23 protein-coding genes are annotated in these 11,394 nt (G+C 38.0%); all 23 read right to left on the bottom strand.

All coding sequences use genetic code 11. The features are described 5' to 3' along the window. Window positions 1–222: 222 nt before the first annotated feature. The 23 genes from rplQ to rplV all read right to left on the bottom strand — a co-directional run bounded on the left by rplQ (window position 223) and on the right by rplV (window position 11,277). Window positions 223–579, bottom strand: a complete 357-nt coding sequence (rplQ, locus tag Q0296_RS06430) for a 50S ribosomal protein L17 (protein ID WP_002941584.1) — start codon at window positions 577–579, stop codon at window positions 223–225. 11 nt (window positions 580–590) lie between these two features. Beyond that, window positions 591–1,607: a DNA-directed RNA polymerase subunit alpha gene (locus tag Q0296_RS06425; protein ID WP_298038211.1), complete on the bottom strand. Its 1,017-nt coding sequence runs from the start codon at window positions 1,605–1,607 to the stop codon at window positions 591–593. A 14-nt stretch (window positions 1,608–1,621) separates the two neighbouring features. After that, window positions 1,622–2,248 (bottom strand): 30S ribosomal protein S4, encoded by a 627-nt coding sequence (gene rpsD, locus Q0296_RS06420; RefSeq protein WP_002941501.1) that lies wholly within the window; start codon window positions 2,246–2,248, stop codon window positions 1,622–1,624. 25 nt (window positions 2,249–2,273) lie between these two features. Then, window positions 2,274–2,666 carry a 30S ribosomal protein S11 gene (rpsK, locus tag Q0296_RS06415; protein WP_021092633.1) on the bottom strand — a complete coding sequence of 131 codons (393 nt, stop codon included), beginning with the start codon at window positions 2,664–2,666 and terminating at the stop codon, window positions 2,274–2,276. A gap of 22 nt (window positions 2,667–2,688) precedes the next feature. Further along, window positions 2,689–3,057, bottom strand: coding sequence for a 30S ribosomal protein S13 (rpsM, locus tag Q0296_RS06410; protein ID WP_012140556.1), 369 nt, complete (start codon window positions 3,055–3,057; stop codon window positions 2,689–2,691). Window positions 3,058–3,060: 3 nt separating this feature from the next. Continuing rightward, window positions 3,061–3,174: a 50S ribosomal protein L36 gene (rpmJ, locus tag Q0296_RS06405; protein ID WP_002941545.1), complete on the bottom strand. Its 114-nt coding sequence runs from the start codon at window positions 3,172–3,174 to the stop codon at window positions 3,061–3,063. Window positions 3,175–3,363: 189 nt separating this feature from the next. Continuing rightward, window positions 3,364–3,582 (bottom strand): translation initiation factor IF-1, encoded by a 219-nt coding sequence (gene infA, locus Q0296_RS06400; protein ID WP_002848031.1) that lies wholly within the window; start codon window positions 3,580–3,582, stop codon window positions 3,364–3,366. A 32-nt stretch (window positions 3,583–3,614) separates the two neighbouring features. Beyond that, window positions 3,615–4,373, bottom strand: a complete 759-nt coding sequence (gene map / locus Q0296_RS06395) for a type I methionyl aminopeptidase (protein WP_298038206.1) — start codon at window positions 4,371–4,373, stop codon at window positions 3,615–3,617. A gap of 1 nt (window position 4,374) precedes the next feature. After that, window positions 4,375–5,637, bottom strand: a complete 1,263-nt coding sequence (gene secY / locus Q0296_RS06390; protein WP_009295263.1) for a preprotein translocase subunit SecY — start codon at window positions 5,635–5,637, stop codon at window positions 4,375–4,377. Next, the gene (rplO, locus tag Q0296_RS06385; protein WP_002941506.1) at window positions 5,637–6,038 is read right to left on the bottom strand and encodes a 50S ribosomal protein L15; all 402 of its coding nucleotides are present in this window, start codon (window positions 6,036–6,038) and stop codon (window positions 5,637–5,639) included. The genes secY and rplO overlap by 1 nt, the downstream gene beginning before the upstream one ends. Before the next feature lie 15 nt (window positions 6,039–6,053). Continuing rightward, window positions 6,054–6,497, bottom strand: coding sequence for a 30S ribosomal protein S5 (gene rpsE, locus Q0296_RS06380; RefSeq protein ID WP_002941646.1), 444 nt, complete (start codon window positions 6,495–6,497; stop codon window positions 6,054–6,056). A gap of 15 nt (window positions 6,498–6,512) precedes the next feature. Next, on the bottom strand, window positions 6,513–6,869 hold the full coding sequence (rplR, locus tag Q0296_RS06375; protein ID WP_103593890.1) for a 50S ribosomal protein L18: 357 nt from the start codon (window positions 6,867–6,869) through the stop codon (window positions 6,513–6,515). A gap of 10 nt (window positions 6,870–6,879) precedes the next feature. Continuing rightward, window positions 6,880–7,416 (bottom strand): 50S ribosomal protein L6, encoded by a 537-nt coding sequence (gene rplF, locus Q0296_RS06370; RefSeq protein ID WP_002941606.1) that lies wholly within the window; start codon window positions 7,414–7,416, stop codon window positions 6,880–6,882. A 188-nt stretch (window positions 7,417–7,604) separates the two neighbouring features. Then, the gene (gene rpsH / locus Q0296_RS06365; protein WP_035169968.1) at window positions 7,605–8,000 is read right to left on the bottom strand and encodes a 30S ribosomal protein S8; all 396 of its coding nucleotides are present in this window, start codon (window positions 7,998–8,000) and stop codon (window positions 7,605–7,607) included. A gap of 9 nt (window positions 8,001–8,009) precedes the next feature. Beyond that, the gene (locus Q0296_RS06360) at window positions 8,010–8,195 is read right to left on the bottom strand and encodes a type Z 30S ribosomal protein S14 (RefSeq protein ID WP_002941532.1); all 186 of its coding nucleotides are present in this window, start codon (window positions 8,193–8,195) and stop codon (window positions 8,010–8,012) included. A 1-nt stretch (window position 8,196) separates the two neighbouring features. Then, window positions 8,197–8,742 (bottom strand): 50S ribosomal protein L5, encoded by a 546-nt coding sequence (gene rplE / locus Q0296_RS06355; RefSeq protein ID WP_298038190.1) that lies wholly within the window; start codon window positions 8,740–8,742, stop codon window positions 8,197–8,199. A gap of 5 nt (window positions 8,743–8,747) precedes the next feature. Further along, complete coding sequence (gene rplX, locus Q0296_RS06350) at window positions 8,748–8,984, bottom strand: 50S ribosomal protein L24 (RefSeq protein WP_002941666.1); 237 nt, start codon at window positions 8,982–8,984, stop codon at window positions 8,748–8,750. After that, complete coding sequence (gene rplN / locus Q0296_RS06345; protein WP_002941516.1) at window positions 8,984–9,352, bottom strand: 50S ribosomal protein L14; 369 nt, start codon at window positions 9,350–9,352, stop codon at window positions 8,984–8,986. Before rplN ends, rplX begins: the two co-directional genes overlap by 1 nt. Continuing rightward, on the bottom strand, window positions 9,352–9,603 hold the full coding sequence (rpsQ, locus tag Q0296_RS06340; RefSeq protein ID WP_002941511.1) for a 30S ribosomal protein S17: 252 nt from the start codon (window positions 9,601–9,603) through the stop codon (window positions 9,352–9,354). The genes rplN and rpsQ overlap by 1 nt, the downstream gene beginning before the upstream one ends. A 1-nt stretch (window position 9,604) precedes the next feature. Then, window positions 9,605–9,799, bottom strand: a complete 195-nt coding sequence (gene rpmC / locus Q0296_RS06335; protein WP_002941625.1) for a 50S ribosomal protein L29 — start codon at window positions 9,797–9,799, stop codon at window positions 9,605–9,607. Further along, window positions 9,786–10,211, bottom strand: coding sequence for a 50S ribosomal protein L16 (gene rplP, locus Q0296_RS06330; protein ID WP_002941572.1), 426 nt, complete (start codon window positions 10,209–10,211; stop codon window positions 9,786–9,788). Before rplP ends, rpmC begins: the two co-directional genes overlap by 14 nt. Window positions 10,212–10,213: 2 nt before the next feature. Then, the gene (gene rpsC / locus Q0296_RS06325; RefSeq protein WP_298038181.1) at window positions 10,214–10,912 is read right to left on the bottom strand and encodes a 30S ribosomal protein S3; all 699 of its coding nucleotides are present in this window, start codon (window positions 10,910–10,912) and stop codon (window positions 10,214–10,216) included. 17 nt (window positions 10,913–10,929) lie between these two features. Continuing rightward, window positions 10,930–11,277: a 50S ribosomal protein L22 gene (rplV, locus tag Q0296_RS06320; RefSeq protein ID WP_298038178.1), complete on the bottom strand. Its 348-nt coding sequence runs from the start codon at window positions 11,275–11,277 to the stop codon at window positions 10,930–10,932. Between the last annotated feature and the right edge of the window lie 117 nt (window positions 11,278–11,394).

The raw sequence follows: 11,394 nt of genomic DNA, 5'->3' as shown, positions 1-11,394 counted from the left end.
ATTTAATACTATAAGTATCTAGCCTATTTGCGTTTAAAGAAATATATAAATTTGCACTAACTCCAGCCCATCACTCCCCCAGAACACCAAAAACCAAATTTTGCATGAAAATTTGCTAGGAAACAGGATGGGTAATTTTAAAAAGCTTTTAAAAATGAAAATTTATAAAACGTAAAAAGATAAATTTAGAAAGAAAAGAGAGCCAGATAGGCTCTCTGGGGATTATTCAGCTACTAGCTCTATATAAGCCATCTCTGCTGCGTCGCCTCTGCGAACGCGAGTTTTGATGATCCTTGTATAGCCACCGTTGCGCTCTTTAAATTTTGGAGCTACTTCAGTAACTAGCTTGTTTGTAGTCTCTTTGTCTTGCAAAGAAGCAAAAACTGCTCTGTGAGCGTTAGAGTCGCCTTTTCTAGCTCTTGTGATAAGCTTTTCAACATAGCTTCTAAGCTCTTTTGCTTTTGGTAAAGTTGTCTCTATCTTTTCGCTTTTGATGATAGCTATCGCTAAATTCTTAAGCAATGCAGATCTATGAGATGACGTTCTACCAAGTTTGCGATATCCGTGTTTATGTCTCATCTATTGTCCTTTTATTCTTTTGCACTCATTTGTGATTTTAGCTCGGTTATTTTCTTTCTGAGTTGCTCTTTGCTATCTTTTAGCACATCAACACCAACTGGATAGCCTATCTCTTCCATAACCGCTTTTATCTCTTCAAGAGATTTTTTACCTAAATTTTTAAGCTCTTTAAGCTCGTTTTCGTCCATCAACGCAAGCTCACCGATAAATCTAATCTCAGCCTTATCAAGGCAGTTAAAGCTTCTAGCGCTTAAATTTAGATCTTCTACACTAGAAAGTAGCTTTGAGAACTCGCTGCTTGCGCTTGAGCTAGCAACTGGAGCGCTAACATCAATATCCAAAATTCCTTTAAATACTGACATTTGCTGATACATAGCTTCTAAACAATTTTTAAAAGCTTCTACTGGACCAACTTGACCATCTGTTGTTATCGTAAATACGATTTTCTCGTAGTCTGGGTCATCTTCAACCAAGACGTTTTGTATCTCATAAACTGCTTTTTTAACAGGTGTAAAGAAAGCATCTAGTGCGATAAAGTCGTCTTCGATCTCTTCTCTGATCTCTTCACTAGGAACATATCCGATACCTTTTTGGATGATGACTGAGAAATTTAACTCAGCATCTTCGTTGATAGTCGCAAGATATGCATCTGGATTAACGATCTCAACTAGGTCGTTATTTAGGTCAGCGCCAGTTATCTCTTTTGGTCCTTTAAAGCTATACTCTATAACTTCACGCTCACTGCCGCTTTTTAACTTAAATCTGATCTTTTTCAAATTTATAATAAAAAACGCTACGTCTTCAAGCATGCCGCGCATACTATCAAATTCGTGGCTAACGCCTTTTATCTTTACACCAATAGGAGCAAAGCCTACTGTACTTGTGTAAAGAAGACGGCGTAGTGGGTGAGCCAAAGTAACAGCATAACCTGCTTCAAAAGGATATGCTGTAATGTTAGCAACATTTTCGCTAACACTTTTAACTTCTATTTCAGTTGGCATATAAGCTGATGTAGTAATCTTTCTCATCTTTATACCCTCTATTATTTCGAATAAAGCTCTACTATAAATCTTTCCTCAACAGGAATGATAACCTCTTCTCTTTCTGGATTTCTAGTGAAAATTCCAAATTTTTTCTCTTTTTCCACATCTACCCAAGCAACGATGCCAGTTTGAGCTGTAAGATCGATCGCGCGAACGATTTGTGGATTGTTTTTAGATTTCTCAGCAACTTCTACTTTAGAGCCTGGTTCCACTCTGTAAGATGGGATATCCACTCTCTTGCCATTTACTAAAATATGTCCATGAGTTACTAGCTGGCGAGCAAAGCGACGAGTCGTTGCAAAGCCCATTCTGTAAACAACATTGTCTAATCTCTGCTCTAGTAGTTGAACCAAAAGAGCACCAGTGTTGCCCTCGCGGCGTGCTGCTTCTTGGAACAATCTTCTAAATTGTTTCTCTGAAACGCCATACATAAATTTAGCTTTTTGCTTCTCGCGAAGTTGTAAGCCATATTCGCTTATTTTTGCTCTTCTTTGTCCGTGTTGTCCTGGTGCATAAGGTCTTTTTTCTAAAGCACTTTTACCAGCAAGTCTTCTTTCGCCTTTTAACGCAAGAGACACACCAAGACGTCTTTCTAATTTTTCAACAGGTCCTGTATATCTAGCCATAATAATTTCTCCTAATTTTCTCTAATTATACGCGGCGGCGTTTTGGCGGTCTGCAACCATTGTGTGGTAAAGGTGTGATATCTTTGAAAAAAGTTACTTTTATACCCTCTACACCACCTACACTCTTAACAGCCGTTTCACGTCCGCTACCTGGACCTTGAACCTTAATGCCAACTTCTTTAATGCCGTGCTCTTTTGCTTTTGTTAAAGCGTCTTCAACTGCTTGTTGAGCTGCGTAAGGAGTTGATTTTTTACTACCTTTAAAGCCTAAGCCGCCTGCACTACTCCATGCAATAGCATTTCCCATTTCATCAGTTACAGTTACCATAGTATTGTTAAATGTTGCACTGATATAAACGATACCTTTGGCTATACTTTTTCTAACTACTTTTTTCTTAACAATTTTTCTTTTCGCCATTTATTATCCTTTAACCCTTGCCTTACTTAGTAGCCGCGCCGACAGTTTTACGTCTGCCTTTTCTGGTTCTAGCATTAGTTTTAGTCTTTTGACCACGAACAGGAAGACCTTTTCTGTGGCGAAGACCTCTATAACTTCCAAGATCCATAAGAGCTTTGATATCCATAGCAACTTGTTTTCTCAAGTCACCCTCAACGACGTGGTGCTCTTGAATTTCTTTACGGATAGCTGCTGCTTCGTCTTCGCTAAGCTCGTAAACTCTCTTGTCGTAAGAAATTCCAGCTGCGTCAAGGATTTGACGAGATTTGTAAAGACCTATACCATAGATATAAGTCAAACCATACTCTATTCTCTTTTTGTTTGGTAAATCTACACCTGCAATACGTGCCATGCCTTATCCTTGTCTTTGTTTATGTTTTGGATTTTCGCAGATAACACGAATTATGCCACTACGTTTGACAATTTTACATTTGTCACACATCTTCTTTACAGAAGGACGAACTTTCATTTTAGTCTCCTAAAAATTTATTCCACTTTTTTAGGGGCTGCATCAGGTCTAAAGAAAGAATTTAAACCAACTATTTTCAAAATAAGTGGGGAACTTTGAAAATAATTCTTCATACAGCTTTTCGCAAAGCTTGGATTTTACCCAAAACCAGCTTTAAATTTACTTAGCATATTTGCCACAAAATCAAATTTACTTATATCTATAAGTGATCCTACCCTTGTCTAGGCTATATGGCGTAAGTTCTACTTTTACGCGGTCGCCAGGCATTATCTTTATATAATGCATTCTCATCTTACCGGCGATATGACATAAAATGATATGTTTGTTGTCAAGCTCAACTTTAAAAGTTGCATTTGGCAGTGCTTCAACAACATTTCCATCAATCTCAATGACATCGTCTTTTGCCACAAACTCTCCTTTCTTTAAATTTGCTATAAATTTTACGCTTGGCTTAAAATTTCGGCTTTGCCATTAACTATCGCCATGCAATGCTCATAATGGCTAGTTCTCAAACCATCTTTTGAGGTTACTTTCCAGTTATCGCTTCCTAAAACTGGCGTGCCATCTTTTTGGCAGATCATCGGCTCTATACAAAAAACCATTCCCTCTTTTATCTTTGGTCCAGCTTTTGAATTATTTCCTTCAAGATAGTTTGGGATTTCTGGCTCTTCATGTGGCCTTTTGCCTATACCGTGACCGCAATATCCGCGCAAAGGTACATAGCCTCTGCCTAGTATAAATTTCTCAAGCTCGTAGCAAATTTCTTTAAAGTGCATACCAGCTCTTATGAAATCAATCGCAAAATAAAGCGCATCTTTTGAGCAAGCGATCAAAGCTTCGTCTTCTTTTGAAATTTTACCAACTCCAAATGTCCTAGCTGAATCACCAAAATAACCATCTAAATTTGAACCAATATCTACACTAACGATATCACCCTCTTTTAGCTTGTATTCATTTGGAATTCCGTGGATCACCACTTCATTGACGCTTATGCAAGCTGCATTTGGAAAGCCATAAAGCCCTTTAAAAGCAGGTTTTGCTCCAGCGGCTCTTATCATATCTTCACAAATTTTATCTATCTCAAGAAGTGAAATTCCAGGTTTTATGATCGTAGAAATGTGATCAAGTGTTCGAGCGACGATCTTATTCGCCGCTCTCATTTTCTCTATCTCAGCTGGTCTTTTTAGCGTGATAGCCATTTTATAGACCTACTGCACTTAGAGTTTGGTATTTGTTTGTATAAGACTGAGCTTCTATACGTCTCATCGTATCAAGTGCTACCGAAACCACTATAAGAACTGATGTGCCACCAAAATAAAATGGTACGCCCATAGTCTTTACAAGTACCCAAGGTAGTGTTGAAATGATACCTAAGTATAAAGCTCCACCTAAAGTTAGCCTGCCAGCTACTTCATTTAGATAGCTAGCCGTACTCTCACCTGGTCTAACACCAGGGATAAACCCGCCTTGTTTTTTCAAATTTTCACTTATATCTTTTGTGTTAAATACGATAGATGCGTAGAAAAACGCAAAGAAGATAATAAATAAAAATGTTAAAACGTTAAACATATAGCCATTTGGACTTAAAAAGTCGTTGATGGCTTGGATTACTGGATTTGTACTAGCTTGTAAAATAGTACTTGGAAACATCAAAATCGCACTAGCAAATATCGGTGGGATAACACCACTTAAATTTACTTTAATCGGTATATAGTTCATTATACGTTTGTTTTGATTTTCCATTATCACTTTTCTTGAGTAAGAAATAGGAATACGTCTTTCGCCCATCTCGACAAAGATAATAGCACCAATGGTCGCTAAAATGATCACCAAAATAGCGATGACTGTTAGGAAATTCATCTCAGAAGTATTTACCAAATTTACAGTTCCGCCGATCGCACTAGGTATGCCAGAGACGATGCCCGCAAAGATGATAAGACTTATACCATTGCCTATACCGCGCTGTGTGATCTGCTCACCTATCCACATAAGTAGCATAGTGCCAGTTAGCATAGATACAGCAGAGATCGCGATAAATAAATTCATATCTATCATGATAGCCTGCTCGCCACCACGACCGCTTAAGCTTTGAAGTCCGATAGAAACGCCGATTGATTGTACAAGAGTGATAACGATGGTCGCATAACGTATGATTTGCATATATTTTTGCATACCGTCGCGCTCTTTTTTCATCTGACCTAACTTTGGAAATGTCGCTGCTAGAAGCTCCATGATGATCGAAGCTGTGATGTAAGGCATAATGCCTAGAGATATGATACTTAAACGCTCAGCGGCTTTACCACTAAACATATTAAATAGACCCAAGGCGTTGCTATTGTTTGAATTGAAAAATTCTTTAATTACGTCGACATTAACACCAGGAACTGGCACATAAGCCAGTATCCTGTATGCGAACAAAAATGCCAACGTGATTAAAATCTTGTTGGTCAGTGTTTTATCCATTATTTTGTTCCGCTAACGCTAACGTTCTCGTCTTTGATCTTTGAAGCAAGAGCTTTTGCGCTTGCACCGATTAGTTTTATCTTAGTAACGCTCTTTGAAATTTTATGAACGCTAGCTATTGTTGCGATTGAAATTTCCGCAAGCTCTTTTATAGCTGCGATCTTTTCAACATTGATAACATAAGGTTTTTCAAATTTAGAAGCAAAGCCTACCTTTGGAAGACGTCTTTGAAGTGGTTGTTGTCCGCCCTCAAAACCTCTTTTTTCATTGTAGCCTTTTCTTGCTCTTTGACCTTTATTACCTTTGCCAGCAGTTTTGCCATTGCCACTGCCTTGACCACGACCTATTCTTTTAGTTGCATGAGTTGAACCTGCAGCAGGTGTTAATTTTTCTAATGCCATCTTAACTCCTTTCTCTTAGCTTTTTAGCAAACTAAGTGCTTTTATAGTAGCACGAACGACGTTTGCTGAATTGTTTGAGCCAAGTGATTTAGTAAGGATATCCTTAATACCTGCAAGCTCGATAATAGGACGTGCACTACCGCCAGCGATAACACCAGTACCCTCGCTAGCTGGGCGAAGTAGCATTCTACTTGCGTTGTATTTTACCTCTACATCGTGAGGGATAGTTGTGCCCTTGATCTTAACGTGGATAATATTTTTAAATGCGTCGTCAATCGCTTTTCTCATCGCATCTGGCACCTCTTTGGCTTTGCCATATCCAAAGCCAACTAGGCCATTTCTATTACCAACAACAACTAAAGCTGTAAATCTAAATCTACGACCACCTTTAACAACCTTTGTAACCCGACCGATATCGACGATTACTTCTTCAAATTCTTCTCTATTATATTTTTCCATCGATTTTCCTTTGGGTTATAGCTTGATGCCATTTTCTCTTAAAGCTTCAGCAAATGCTGCGATAACGCCATGGTATAGATAACCATTTCTATCAAAAACTGCAACATCTATCTTCTTAGCTTTTAAAGCCTTAGCAAATTCTTTAGCTAAAGTGACCGCACCTTCTTTGTTTGCTTTTATGCCTAGTTTTCTACCATCAACCGCAGCTAGTGTAGTAGCTGTAACGTCGTCAATCGCTTGAACGTAGATAGTTCTATTTGATTTGAAAATAGAAACTCTTGGGCAAGTTGCAACACCAGAAATTTTACCTCTGATTCTTCTTTTTCTCTTAATTCTAAGAGCGATTTTTCTTTTTAGTACTTTTGCTGTCATTTACCGCTCCTTACTTCTTAGATGTCTTGCCCGCTTTGCGGATGATACGTTCTTCTAGATATTTAACGCCCTTGCCTTTGTATGGCTCAGGTGGTCTAAATCCTCTAACTTGTGCAGCCACTTGACCTACTACTTGTTTGTCGTCACCTTTGATAGTAATAACGTTTTTATCAACGCTAGCTTCAACGCCTGCTGGTAGCTCATAGTTGATAAGGTGTGAAAAACCAAGAGATAGCTCTAAAATTTTACCTTTTGCAGCTGCTTTGTAACCAACGCCGTTGATCTCAAGCTGGCGAGTAAAGCCATGAGTGATACCAGTTACGATGTTGTTAGCAAGTGCTCTATATGTTCCCCAGTAAGCTCTGCTTTGGCGATCTTCGCCCTTTGGAGCAAAAACTATATGACCATTTTCTATCTTGACATCAACGTGACCTTTTGTGTCAAGCTCTTTTAAGTGATTGCCCTTTTTAAATTTTAGGACATTATTTTCAACGCTAACGTCTACACCACTTGGGATAGCGATAGGCTGTTTTCCAATACGTGACATTTTTTTCCTTTACTTGTCTAGGGTGTTCCTACATTTACGAATAAACACCACAATGCCGTAAATTTGATCGTCAAATTTGACGAAACCTTCATTTGAATTTCAAAATTTAGCTTTGGCGAAATATAAAATTTCACCTAGCTAAAGTTAAATTTCTAAATTTAAAACAACGCCGAAACGTTGCTTTACTATTACCAAACAGTACAAAGAACCTCGCCGCCAACGCCAGCTTTACTTGCTTCAATACCGCTCATAACGCCTTTGCTTGTGCTAACGATAACTGTTCCGTAACCATTTTTAAAGCGCTTAATGTCGTCTTTGCCTTGATAAACACGGCGACCAGGTTTTGAAACCCTTTTAAGCTCGTTTATAACGCTTCTGCCGTACTCATCATACTTTAAAACTACATTTATAAATTTCTTGTTACCTTCTTCGATAACGTTGTAGCTCTCGATATAGCCTTTTGCCGCAAGGATAGAAAGAGTAGCCTCAACAACCTTAGAATGAAGCAATTTAGCAGTCTCAAGTCTTCTCATACTTGCATTTCTAATGCGTGTTAATCCATCTGATATTAAATCGTTCAACATTTCTCTTCCTTACCAACTTGCTTTTTTAAGACCAGGTATTAGGCCTTCGTTAGCCATTTTTCTTAGGCAAACACGGCAAATTCCAAAATCTTTATAAACAGAGTGCGGACGACCGCAAATTTGGCATCTAGTATAGCCGCGAACCGCAAATTTTGGCTTGCGTGCAGCTTTTGCTATCATTGATTTCTTTGCCATTTTACTTTCCTTTTGCAAACGGCACACCAAATAGCTCTAGCAATTTGAATGCCTCTTTATCATTTTTAGCCGTAGTAGCAATCGTAATATTCATACCATGAGTTCGTAAAATTTTATCATACTCAACCTCTGGAAACATTAGCTGCTCGCTAAGACCGAAGTTATAGTTTCCACGTCCATCAAAGCCATTTTTTGGAAGACCACGGAAGTCTTTAACTCTTGGAAGAGCAACACTGATTAGCTTATCTAAGAAAGCATACATTTGCTCTTTTCTCAAAGTTACTTTTATACCAACAGGAAAACCCTCGCGAACTTTAAAGCCAGCAACTGATTTTTTAGCATCAGTGATAACCGCTTTTTGTCCAGCGATAAGTGAAATGGTATCAGCCATATTTTGAAGCACTTTCTGATCTTTCGCAGAGTCTCCAGCACCTACACTGATCACGATCTTCTCGAGCGCAGGGATAAGCATTGGATTTTTGATGTTAAATTCTTTTACGAGAGCTGGCTTGATAGTTTCGTTAAATTTATCTTTTAATCTACTCATATCTCTTATCCTTCAACTTTCGCGACGTTTGATATGTCAATTGGCATCTCTTTATTTACGTGACCACCATTTGGAGTTTTTTCGCTTGGTTTGATAGCTTTTTTAGCTATTTTGCATCCCTCAACTATAACCTGACCTTTTTTTGCAAGAACTGCTAAAATTTTACCAGTTTTGCCTTTATCGTCACCAGCGATGATCTTAACAGTATCGCCTTTTTTGACTTTAAATTTTACATTAGCCATTATAAAACCTCCGGAGCTAGCGAAACAATCTTCATAAAGTTAGCATATCTAACTTCACGTCCAACTGGTCCAAAAATACGAGTGCCGACTGGCTCTTTTTTGCTATCAAGTATAACAGCTGCATTCTCGTCGAAGCGGATTAGCGAACCATTATCTCTTTGAACCTCTCTTTTAGTTCTTACAACAACAGCTTTTACAACCTGTCCTTTTTTGATCTTACCATTTGGAAGAGCTTTTTTAACAGAGCAAACTATGATATCGCCAAGTGTAGCGTATCTTCTTTTGCTGCCGCCAAGAACTTTTATACACATTAACTCTTTTGCACCGCTGTTATCAGCAACTGCAAGTCTTGTAAAACTTTGAATCATTACTCAACTCCCTTTGCCAATACAGCTTTTAAGCGAAAATTCTTGCGAGCTGAAAGTGGTCTGCACTCAACTGCAACAACTGTATCGCCTGCTCTTGTCTCATTTTTCTCATCATGAACTAAATACTTCTTAAAGCGTTTTACAAATTTATGGTATCTTGGGTGCATAACGCGTCTTTCTACCAAAATAGTAGCTGTTTTATCTCCAGCTTTTTGTAAAACAACACCTTGAATTTCTCTTTTTAATGCCATTTTACGCCCCTTGTCTTGTTGCACTAATTGCAGTGTTGATCTGAGCTATCTCTTTGCGAACAGCACTAATCTCATTAGGGTTGCTTAACTGCATAGTTTTTAGCTTTTGTCTCAATGTAAATAAAAGCACCTTTTTCTCTTTTAGCAACGCGTTTAATTCTGCAACGCTCTTATCTTTTAACTCAGTATATTTCATTTTCACTCTCTCGCGTTACAAATTTTGATTTGAAAGGAAGTTTGTGTAGAGCCAAAGTTAAAGCTTCACGAGCTAACTCTTCGTCAACACCAGCCATTTCAAATATTATACGACCAGGTTTAATGTTCATAACCCACTCTTCAACTCCTGCCTTACCTTTACCCATACGAGTTTGTAGAGGTTTTTTAGTAAGTGGCTTATCAGGGAAAACCCTAATCCAAATTTTAGCCTGTCTCTTTACGTGACGAGTTAGAGCTTGACGAGCAGCTTCTATTTGGCGTGAATTTACTCTACCAGCCTCAACAGCTTTAAGTGCAAATTCGCCAGTTGCTAAAGATGCTCCGCGAGTCGCATAACCACGGTTGCGACCTTTCATTTGCTTACGAAATTTCGTTCTTTTAGGCATCAACATAATTATTTACCTCTTCTTGCTCTACGTGTTTTCTTAGGTGCTTCTTCTTCAGTTTTCTCAGGTTGAACACCTTTTTGAAGAACCTCACCTTTAAAAATCCATACTTTAATACCTATGTTTCCATAAGTTGTATGAGCCTCAGCTACACCGTAATCTATCTTTGCTCTAAGAGTATGAAGCGGAACGCGACCTTCTAGATACCACTCGGTTCTTGCCATCTCAGCGCCACCTAAACGACCAGCAACTGAAATTTTGATACCTTTAGCGCCTGATTTTTGAGCACCTTGGATAACTTTTTTCATAGCACGTCTAAATGCTATACGCTTTTCAAGTGCTGCTGCTATTTTAGCTGCTACTAAATTTGCATCTGCATCAGGATTTTTTATTTCTTCTATATTTACAAATACATTCTTTCCAGTAAGTTTTTGTACGTCTAGTTTAAGTTCTTCTATACCTTGTCCACCTTTACCTATAACCATGCCTGGTTTAGCAGTGAATATGTGAAGAGTTAATTTATCTCCAACTCTTTCTATTTCAACTTTTGATAAATCAGCTTGAGCTAATTTATTAGTCAAAAATTTTCTTACTTTATCATCTTCTTTGATGTATTGAGCTATTTTATCTTTGCTAGCGAACCATCTTGAGTCCCAGTTTTTATTTATACCGACTCTTAGTCCGTGTGGGCTTACTTTTTGACCCATTTATTTCCCTCCCAACATTAATTTTGTTCTTTTACTATAACTTCTATATGACTTGTTCTTTTTCTTATTGCTGTTGCTCTACCTTGAGCTCTTGGCATAAATCTTTTTAGTGTTGGACCTTGATTTGCCCAAATTTTTGTTATATAAAGTTTTTTAGGTTCCATATTAAAGTTATTCTCTGCGTTTGCAGCTGCAGATTTTACTACTTTAGCTTTTATATCTGCTCCACTGTTTGGTAGGAATTTTAATATAGCCATAGCTTCATCTACTGACTTGCCTCTTACTAAATCACAGATTTTTCCAGCTTTTCTAGGAGATGTTCTAACGTATTTAGCTATTGCTCTTACTTCTCTACTTTGCTCCATTTTGTCCTCCTTTTCTTATTATAAGATTATTTTAGGATTTTTATCTATTTAGTTTTTGATGATCTGTCATCATCTTTATGTCCTTTGAATGTTCTTGTTGGAACAAACTCACCTAGT

It is taken from the genome of uncultured Campylobacter sp. (genome assembly GCF_937890585.1).
Classification (GTDB): Bacteria; Campylobacterota; Campylobacteria; order Campylobacterales; family Campylobacteraceae; genus Campylobacter_A.
This window is presented reverse-complemented; position numbering and strand designations above follow the sequence as displayed.

Bases quoted from the DNA above. Each gene is read 5' to 3' on its own strand.
- Q0296_RS06425 (WP_298038211.1), bottom strand. From the start codon at position 1,607: ATGAGAAAGATTACTACATCAGCTTATATGCCAACTGAAATAGAAGTT.
- secY (WP_009295263.1), bottom strand. From the start codon at position 5,637: ATGGATAAAACACTGACCAACAAGATTTTAATCACGTTGGCATTTTTG.
- rpmJ (WP_002941545.1), bottom strand. From the start codon at position 3,174: ATGAAAGTTCGTCCTTCTGTAAAGAAGATGTGTGACAAATGTAAAATT.
- rplN (WP_002941516.1), bottom strand. From the start codon at position 9,352: ATGATTCAAAGTTTTACAAGACTTGCAGTTGCTGATAACAGCGGTGCA.
- rpmC (WP_002941625.1), bottom strand. From the start codon at position 9,799: ATGAAATATACTGAGTTAAAAGATAAGAGCGTTGCAGAATTAAACGCG.
- rplO (WP_002941506.1), bottom strand. From the start codon at position 6,038: ATGGCATTAGAAAAATTAACACCTGCTGCAGGTTCAACTCATGCAACT.
- rplQ (WP_002941584.1), bottom strand. From the start codon at position 579: ATGAGACATAAACACGGATATCGCAAACTTGGTAGAACGTCATCTCAT.
- rplF (WP_002941606.1), bottom strand. From the start codon at position 7,416: ATGTCACGTATTGGAAAACAGCCTATCGCTATCCCAAGTGGTGTAGAC.
- rpsM (WP_012140556.1), bottom strand. From the start codon at position 3,057: ATGGCACGTATTGCAGGTGTAGATTTACCAAACAAAAAGAGAATAGAG.
- rpsK (WP_021092633.1), bottom strand. From the start codon at position 2,666: ATGGCGAAAAGAAAAATTGTTAAGAAAAAAGTAGTTAGAAAAAGTATA.
- rplX (WP_002941666.1), bottom strand. From the start codon at position 8,984: ATGGCTAATGTAAAATTTAAAGTCAAAAAAGGCGATACTGTTAAGATC.
- rpsQ (WP_002941511.1), bottom strand. From the start codon at position 9,603: ATGGCATTAAAAAGAGAAATTCAAGGTGTTGTTTTACAAAAAGCTGGA.
- rplP (WP_002941572.1), bottom strand. From the start codon at position 10,211: ATGTTGATGCCTAAAAGAACGAAATTTCGTAAGCAAATGAAAGGTCGC.
- rpsH (WP_035169968.1), bottom strand. From the start codon at position 8,000: ATGTTGAACGATTTAATATCAGATGGATTAACACGCATTAGAAATGCA.
- rplE (WP_298038190.1), bottom strand. From the start codon at position 8,742: ATGAGTAGATTAAAAGATAAATTTAACGAAACTATCAAGCCAGCTCTC.
- rpsC (WP_298038181.1), bottom strand. From the start codon at position 10,912: ATGGGTCAAAAAGTAAGCCCACACGGACTAAGAGTCGGTATAAATAAA.
- rplV (WP_298038178.1), bottom strand. From the start codon at position 11,277: ATGGAGCAAAGTAGAGAAGTAAGAGCAATAGCTAAATACGTTAGAACA.
- map (WP_298038206.1), bottom strand. From the start codon at position 4,373: ATGGCTATCACGCTAAAAAGACCAGCTGAGATAGAGAAAATGAGAGCG.
- rplR (WP_103593890.1), bottom strand. From the start codon at position 6,869: ATGACAGCAAAAGTACTAAAAAGAAAAATCGCTCTTAGAATTAAGAGA.
- Q0296_RS06360 (WP_002941532.1), bottom strand. From the start codon at position 8,195: ATGGCAAAGAAATCAATGATAGCAAAAGCTGCACGCAAGCCAAAATTT.
- rpsD (WP_002941501.1), bottom strand. From the start codon at position 2,248: ATGGCTAGATATACAGGACCTGTTGAAAAATTAGAAAGACGTCTTGGT.
- rpsE (WP_002941646.1), bottom strand. From the start codon at position 6,497: ATGGAAAAATATAATAGAGAAGAATTTGAAGAAGTAATCGTCGATATC.